This window comes from Gordonia rhizosphera NBRC 16068 (assembly GCF_000298195.1).
Lineage (GTDB): Bacteria > Actinomycetota > Actinomycetes > Mycobacteriales > Mycobacteriaceae > Gordonia > Gordonia rhizosphera.
In genome coordinates, this window is sequence record NZ_BAHC01000174.1 from 1 (window position 1) to 6,225 (window position 6,225).

Annotated in this window: 6 protein-coding genes; 5 read left to right on the forward strand and 1 reads right to left on the reverse strand. The window is 65.5% G+C overall.

Annotated features, from left to right (window positions below; genetic code table 11):
* Positions 1 to 428 precede the first annotated feature (428 nt).
* Positions 429 to 1,025, forward strand: a complete 597-nt coding sequence (locus GORHZ_RS21425; protein WP_006336766.1) for a hypothetical protein — start codon at positions 429 to 431, stop codon at positions 1,023 to 1,025.
* Between the two features lie 180 nt (positions 1,026 to 1,205).
* On the opposite strand, the gene GORHZ_RS21430 is transcribed toward GORHZ_RS21425, so the two are convergent.
* On the reverse strand, positions 1,206 to 2,231 hold the full coding sequence (locus GORHZ_RS21430) for a helix-turn-helix transcriptional regulator (protein WP_006336767.1): 1,026 nt from the start codon (positions 2,229 to 2,231) through the stop codon (positions 1,206 to 1,208).
* 198 nt (positions 2,232 to 2,429) lie between these two features.
* Between GORHZ_RS21430 and mhpA the strand changes: the two genes are divergently transcribed.
* The 4 genes from mhpA to GORHZ_RS21455 all read left to right on the forward strand — a co-directional run.
* The gene (mhpA, locus tag GORHZ_RS21435) at positions 2,430 to 4,040 is read left to right on the forward strand and encodes a bifunctional 3-(3-hydroxy-phenyl)propionate/3-hydroxycinnamic acid hydroxylase MhpA (RefSeq protein WP_006336768.1); all 1,611 of its coding nucleotides are present in this window, start codon (positions 2,430 to 2,432) and stop codon (positions 4,038 to 4,040) included.
* Positions 4,037 to 5,125: an alpha/beta hydrolase gene (locus tag GORHZ_RS21440; RefSeq protein ID WP_006336769.1), complete on the forward strand. Its 1,089-nt coding sequence runs from the start codon at positions 4,037 to 4,039 to the stop codon at positions 5,123 to 5,125. The genes mhpA and GORHZ_RS21440 overlap by 4 nt, the downstream gene beginning before the upstream one ends.
* 330 nt (positions 5,126 to 5,455) lie before the next feature.
* Positions 5,456 to 5,704, forward strand: coding sequence for a hypothetical protein (locus GORHZ_RS21450; protein ID WP_006336772.1), 249 nt, complete (start codon positions 5,456 to 5,458; stop codon positions 5,702 to 5,704).
* A partial coding sequence (locus tag GORHZ_RS21455) for an acyl-CoA thioesterase (protein WP_006336773.1) occupies positions 5,691 to 6,225 on the forward strand: 535 nt, incomplete at its 3' end. The genes GORHZ_RS21450 and GORHZ_RS21455, both read left to right, overlap by 14 nt.

The following is a 6,225-nucleotide window of genomic DNA, read 5'->3' on the forward strand; positions in this document are numbered from 1 at the left end:
CGGTGGTGTGCATCGGTCGTCCTTCCTCATTTTCGGCTCCCGCCCACGCTACGTCTCCGTGTCCTGAGGGGCCGACATCCTCGATTCTTGCGCGCACTCAGGGTGCGGCGCGAGCAGAACGGTCGACCCTGCACCAGGGCCGTGAGCACACGAGTAGTGGGAGGTCAGAGGACCACGAGCGCATTCACGACGTCCGCCGATCCTCGACCAGGTGCTCGCCTGACATGGCTGGCCGCGCACGACCCCCGACGAACTCATCGGCGTGACCACCCAGTCCAGATCGCGCGGCATCCCGCTCGACCGGCCGAGGCGATATCGGATCGTGCGTCTAGAGGCGAACCACGATGGGAGTTGAAACCCCACTGCGAAGTGAAAAGCTTTGTGTCGTACTCTCTTCACCCGTGACTTCCCTCGCGACAAATGCTCCCATGACCGACGTCACTTCCCGGGAATGCATGTGGTGCTCGTCCGACGAGGACGTCGCGGACTTCCGCGATGAACCACGGTGCGGACGCTGCCGCACTGCGGAACAGGCCATCGCCGAGGCCCGCGAGTTCGTCGGCTTCTACGGTCTTCGGCCCTTGGGCGGGTCCGTGGAGTCCGACGACGACGAAGAGCGTGAGCATCGGGTCGCCGCTCGTGAGGCGTCGGCGGAGCTGACCCGGATCCGCACACACACTCCGTCGCGCGGAACATCTCGGTCCAGGCAGCGTGTCTCCGCCACTCGATCCGCGTCCACCGCCACGAAGACAGCCGGGAAGGCGGCGACCGGCAAGGCACAGAGTGCCTTGCCGGGAGTGACTCGCCCGTCGGGGATTTCCCGGCCCGACCATGCCGAGCTCACCAGCCGCGCCGAGGGCCTGCTGGCGCAGCTCACCGAGATCGAGGAACGCCTCGCGGTCGCGCAGAAGGATTCCGGTCTCAGCGGCAAGGCCAAAGTGTCGGACTTGACCGCGAAACGCGACTTCGTGCTGCGCACGCTCGCCGCGTTGGAGAAGGCCAAGCGGGCGCTCGAGCCGGCCTGAAGTCCTCCGCGGTGTAGCGCTGTCAGCACTTTTGTGGCGGCAACAACGGACACCGACGTCGGGGGACGCTCTGGCTGAGCTGAACCGTGGGGACGCGCTGTCATCGACGATCAGCCAGTGGTCAGCAAAGTGTCAGAGGGCTCGCCGAACATTCGCCACGCACTGCGTGATGTCACTGCCTCAACATTGTGAAGATTGTCTTGTCTGCGATGGTGACTCGCCAAACCGTCGTCGGTACATGGCGGCGAATCGCGACGGATGCGTGAATCCCCACCCGTAGGCAATGTCGGTGATTGTTCTTGCCGTGGGCTCGCGGAGCTCGGCGCGGACTCTGTCGAGGCGCTCGCCCTGGATATAGGCGGCGGGCGCGATCGCGAGTTGTTCTTGAAAGGTTCGCTGCAGTGAGCGGGTGCTGACTCCGATATGGGCAGCGACGTCAGACACGGTGAGGGGGCCGGCGAGGCCGGACTCGATGAACTCCAGTGCTCGGCGGAAGGCCTTCGGGTGCACGGCTTCGTGGGTTTCGCAGTGCACCCGGTCCGAATGGTTGTGACCGTGCGACATGAGCAGGCCCGTGATGAGGAGGTCCTGCCAGTGCCGGGCCATCATCGGGTGAGCAGCGAGCCCGGAGTCGTCATCGAGGTCGCGCAGCAGAAGGTGCAGCGCGCTCATCCAACTGGACATCGCCGGGCCGCCCAGATCCATCGCCAAGTCGAATGTGATGGGATTGCCGGTAGCGCGACCGGTGATCGCTTCGAGGCGGTCTTGGACCGTACGCTGCTCGACTCGTAGATGGAGCTGCCGGTACGCGCCGTCCATCCGCATCCGGGCCCTCATCCGGGGCGAGAGGATCGCGGCGGTTGGTCCGGCCACGATCGCCCGTTCGCCTCCGTCTGCGACTTCCAGTCGATTCGTCCCGGCGACGGCGATCATCAGGTCGTAGTAGTCGATCCGGTCCAAGATGTCGACGTCGACGTCGACTCCCTGCTCCAGGTAGACGACATGTACGTCGCCGATGCGGGCGGATCGCACGTCGCCGCGAAACGGCGTCGCATCGCTGCCGCCGGACACCCTGATCGAGTGCGTGCTGAGGAGGCTTCCGGCAGCGCTGCGGAACTCGTCCGGATCAGCGGTCCGGAGATCCCGATAACGGTGGAGTGGGGTCAGCAGTGTCCCATCTCCGGTATCCCGAGCACCGGCCCACATTCGGTTCCTCCGTCCGGCGATAGTGCCGTGACTGTGTCTCAGCTGCAGGTTACACCCGGATTTGACGCAAAAGTGACGTCGCTCACGAGTCGGTGACGCAAATCGGGTAGGGCTGCCGCGTATCGGATAGAGATGCCGGTCACACATTCGTAGCGTGCTTTTCGAGCACGTCATAGTCAATGCATTCGAGGAGCAATCGTGAATACTCAGTATGGAACCACGGATTTCGACGTCGCCGTGGTGGGCTACGGACCGACGGGGCTCGTCCTGTCGTCGATGCTTGCCCGTGCGGGTCATCGTGTGGTCGTGTTCGAACGTTGGCCGCGCCTGTACGGCATGCCGCGACTCACCCACATCGATGGTGAGACCGCCCGGATTATCCAGGCGGCCGGCGACGTCGACCACGCCCTTCGCGATGCATCACCGAAGGTGGTGTACGAATGGTGCGACGCCGACGGCGAGGTGCTGCTGCCAGTCGACTGGTCCGGAGAATCGAGTGGATTCGCCGCCCACTACTCGATGTACCAGCCCGACATCGAGAGCGCGATCGACGACCGTAACCGCACCTACCCGAACCTGGAAATCAACCAGGGCACCACGGTCGTCGGGGTGACGCAGGACCACGACCGGGTTGCGCTTACCGTGCGGCCGTGGTCGAAAGACCGCGACGAGCAGTGGGAGGCCGGGTCCGCCGACCGTACGGTGACGGCCCGCTATGTCGTCGGAGCCGATGGCGCCAACAGTGCCGTCCGCGAGGCACTCGGGATTGACCGCGACGACCTTGGGGTGGACGACCGGTGGCTCAACATCGACACCGAGTGCAAGCGCCCGCTGGGCGCACGGTTCGAGGTGACCCGACAGTTCTGTGATCCCGTGCAGCCGAACATGTTCATGCCGATCGGCAAGAGCCGCCAGCGGTTCGAGGTGGCCGTGCGACCGACCGACGACCTCGACGAGATGGCCACCGAGGAGTTCGCCTGGCGGTGGCTTCGCGAGCGCCATGATCTCGGACCAGACGACCTGACCATCCTCCGCCACATCGTGTACACCTTCTCCGCACGGACCGCCGAGACATGGCGCGTCGGCCGGGTGTTTCTCGCCGGCGACGCCGCCCACACCATGCCGCCGTACATGGGACAGGGCGCCTGTTCCGGAATGCGTGACGGGATCACGCTCGCCTGGAAGCTCGACCTGGTGCTCTCCGGCCGGGCCGGCGAGTCGCTCCTCGATTCCTACGAGGCGGAACGTCGTCCGCACGTCGAGGTGATCCAGCGCTGCTCGGTCGAACTCGGCAGGGTCGCCAACCTCAAGGACCCCGTCGCCGCCGCCGAGCGTGACGCAGCCTTCCGCCGCGGAGATGTTCCTCCCCTACCCCCCTTTCCGACAATCACCGCCGGGGTTGTCGAGGTTGACGAGTGCGGAAATCCAATCGGCCTCGCGGGCACCCTCGCTCCCCAGGGGAACGTGACCGTGGGCGGGCAGACCGCGAGGTTCGATGACGTGCACCCGTGGGGGTTCCAGGTCGTATCTGTCGCCAATCCGATGACGGTGCTCGGCCCGGACCGGCTGCGCTTCCTGACCGACCAGGGCGCGACGGTTGTGACCATCGAGCCCGGTCACGATCACTCGGTCATCGACACCGATGGCACCTATGCCGACTACTTCGCGCGCAATGGGGTGGAGGCATTTCTCGCCCGTCCCGATTTCCACCTGTTCGGCGCAGGTGCGCTCACCGACCTGCCGCGGCTCGTCGATGCCCTGCAGCAGTCGCTGCAGGACATCAGCGCACACGTCGGAGCGGTGGCATGATGGCCGACCCGGTGCTTGACGTACGCCCAACCGCCGCAAACACCGCCCACTGGCGCGCGATGGGCGTCACCCGCCTCCTCGATGCCGGAATGCGGTATGACGATTTACTGGCCTTGCAGGCTGCGACGATTGCCGGGGAGCCGTGGGACGAGGTCGCAGAACGTTTGGGCGCGGCGCGGATGGCCCAGGCGCAAGAAGCCGCGGCTGCGCACCGCACGGTGTCTGCCCATGACTCCTATCGCGCGGCCGCTGCGTGCTACGTGTTCGCACAGATGGCGTTCAACTTCGACACCGATCGCAAACGCGCGCTCTACGCAGCGTTCGATGCCGCGGTTGCCGAAGCGGCGAGGTTCTCACCGGTCCCGATGCGCAGGATTGAACTCGAGTTCGGTGCCGGCCGGCTCACCGGTTGGCATCTGCGCCCGCAGGGATCGGTGGGCACCGTGGTCGTCTTTGGTGGTCAGAGCGGTTGGGGCGCAACCTATCTGCGCTACGCGGACGCGTTGCTCGGCCGTGGTGTCGCCGTGATCCTGGCGGAGGGTCCCGGACAAGGCGGGTCACGCCTTACCTACGGGGTGCACCTCGATGTGGACGTCGCCGCTGCCTTCGGAACCTTCGTCGACCTCGCCGCGTCCGACGGACCGGTCGGCGTGTGGGGTAACAGCGTCGGTGGTCTCTTCGCGGCACTCACCGCAGCGCGGCATCCGGGCGTGGCCGCCTGCTGCGTCAACGGTGGCTTCGCGGTGCCGCGTCTGCTCCCCTTCCGTACCTTCAGTGAGCAGGCCAAGGCGATGCTCGGCTCACGTGACGACGCGGCTGTCACCGCGAACTTTGAGCGGTTACGATTCGACCCCACGGTCGACCGGATCGAGTGTCCACTGCTGGTGCTCCACGGTGGAGCCGATCCTCTTGTAGAACTTGACGACCAGCGGCCGTTCCTCGACGGCGCGGCACACGGCACGCTCAGGATCTGGAAAGATGGCGAGCACACGATCTACAACCATGCCGATGAGCGGAACGCAACTGCGGCAGACTGGTTCGCCGAACGGCTCACCGAATACCGCGAAACAGTTCCTGCCCCATGAGATTCGAACACGAGTTTCTCGCACAGCGGAACCGCCCCGGGTCCGGCGCCGCGGCCGAGAGGTTGTCCGACGACACGACGCGGCTCGCAGCGTCGCGCGTCATGGTGATCTGCTCACCGCGCGAGGTCGCACGCGCGGAACAGATCACTGTCAACGTCCCTGTCGCATGTTCGATCTGCGTCACGCCAAGACATGCGGCAGTCCTCCCCCATGCCTTGGCGTTCAACGCGCCGTTCGCGCCGGGTGCCGAAGAACGGCTGGCCCGGGCATTCGGAGCCCCAGACGCCGCATGGGCAGGCGCCACACCACAGCAAGGCTAGGAGTTCGCAAATGTATCCCTCGTCCGACACCCTCACCACCGCACAGGCCGAGGCCGAGCAGTCTCTGGTCGACCAAGTCGTGCAATCTTTCTCAGCAACCGACGATCCTCGCCTCAAAGAGGTCCTGCAATCCGCCGACGAGCCGACACCCGACGTGCGTGCTCTCGGCCATGATTCGTGGTCGCGTGCTCGTTTCGACATCGTGCTGGCCCCGGCGCGCCTAGAGCACGGAAGGAGTCGAGTGGATGTCCGTCACTGACCGCTGCATTACCCTTCGTTTCCTTGCTTCTCCCACCGATGTCACCACCGTGGGTGGTGGTGTGCGCGGCGGGCGGATCCTGGAATGGATCGACAAAGCTGCCTACGCCTGCGCCGCGTCGTGGTCGGGTGGCTACTCGGTGACCGCGTATGTGGGCAACATCGGGTTCGGCCGGGACATCACCTCGGGCGATGTCGTCGAAGTCTGCGCAACACTTGTATACACAGGGCGCACCAGCATGCATATCCGATGTGAAGTCGCGTCCGCCGACCCGCGGGTAGGCACGTTCACCGTGGCCAGCTCGTGTTTGCTCGTCTTCGTGGCGATCGACGATCTCGGACTGCCGACTCCGGTTCGTCAATGGGTACCAGAACTCGCGGACGATGTACGCGCAGCCGACGAGGCACGAGCCCGGGCGGAAGTACGCCGACGTATCGAGGCCGCAATGCGCGAGGTGGACTATGCGGATGAGACCGAGTCAGCGCGGAGCATCACCCGATTCCTGGCCGCGCCGACCGACA